Origin of the sequence: Chromohalobacter marismortui, assembly GCF_004364315.1 — a bacterium.
GTDB classification, from domain to species: Bacteria; Pseudomonadota; Gammaproteobacteria; order Pseudomonadales; family Halomonadaceae; genus Chromohalobacter; species Chromohalobacter marismortui.
This window is the reverse complement of the sequence record NZ_SOBR01000022.1, coordinates 1-1,102: the sequence shown is the minus strand read 5'-3', so window position 1 is coordinate 1,102 and position 1,102 is coordinate 1. Positions and strand designations below refer to the sequence as shown.

Here is a 1,102-nt window from a genome sequence, read left to right as displayed (position 1 = left end):
GGCGGATGCAGGTTCTGAGTGCAACACCGTCAATGTGTCGATGATGGCGCCTCATGGTACTTCGCCATCTGCTCGCTCATCATCTCAATGGGACACTTGAAGTCGAAACGCTTTCGCGGGCGCATGTTCAGCTCAAGCGCGATCTCATCCAGCTCTTTCTGGCTATAGACCGATAGATCCGTTCCTTTGGGCAAGTACTGCCGTATGAGCCCATTGATATTTTCGTTGGCGCCCCTCTGCCATGGGCTGTGCGGGTCACAGAAGTAGATGGCGACACCGGTATTCTGAGTGACCTTGGCGTGCTGTGTCATCTCACGTCCCTGGTCATAGGTTATGCTCTTCCGTGCGGCCAGCGGCATGCGATTCAGCGCCGCGCTGAAGCCTTCTACAGCCGAGGTGGCCGTCGCATCGTGCATCTTCGCCAGAATCAGGTAACCGCTTTTGAGTTCGACGAGGGTGCCAACAGCCGATGCGTTGCTCTTGCCCTTGATCAGGTCGCCTTCCCAGTGGCCAGGAAATTCACGTTTCTCCACCTCTGGAGGGCGGAGGTGAATGCTGACCATATCCGGAATCTGGTTGCGCCGGTCAACCTGACCACGACGCGGTTTGCGGGTTGGTTTTCCTTGCCGCAGACAATGGATCAGTTCCTTTCTCAGCTCACCGACGGGCAACGCGTAGATGGCGCTGTAGATCGTTTCTCGGCAGACGTAGGCGTCTCGAAGGTCAGGGATATTCATATGCTTGAGCTTGCCGCTGATCTGTTCGGGAGACAAGCGCCGACGCAGCATGTGCTGAATCAGGGCGAATCGCGGACCGCCTGGAAGCAGTTTGCGCCTAGGCCGACAACCGTCTCGACGGTCATGGCGGCGTTGTTGCGCGTGTGACGCGCGATACTGGCCATCGGACGACTCATTGCGTCGTATCTCTCGACTGACCGTCGCCGCGGACCGTTCCAGCAGAGCCGCTACCTTCCTGATGCTCAAGCCTTGCGCGAGGCTGACCTGGATCGTGGCACGTTCTTCGATGCAGAGTTCAGAATATGACATGGGGTCAACACCTTACCGGTTTGGTCAGGTGTTGCACTCAGAATTTGCGGCCAAGA

The 1,102-nt window shown here is 57.4% G+C and carries 1 protein-coding gene; it reads right to left on the bottom strand.

Features of this window, described 5'->3' with window-relative positions:
- Positions 1–29: 29 nt before the first annotated feature.
- Positions 30–1,046: an IS30 family transposase gene (locus tag C8E00_RS16585; protein ID WP_133698628.1), complete on the bottom strand. Its 1,017-nt coding sequence runs from the start codon at positions 1,044–1,046 to the stop codon at positions 30–32.
- Positions 1,047–1,102: the final 56 nt, after the last annotated feature.

Bases quoted from the DNA above. Each gene is read 5' to 3' on its own strand.
- C8E00_RS16585 (WP_133698628.1), bottom strand. From the start codon at position 1,046: ATGTCATATTCTGAACTCTGCATCGAAGAACGTGCCACGATCCAGGTC.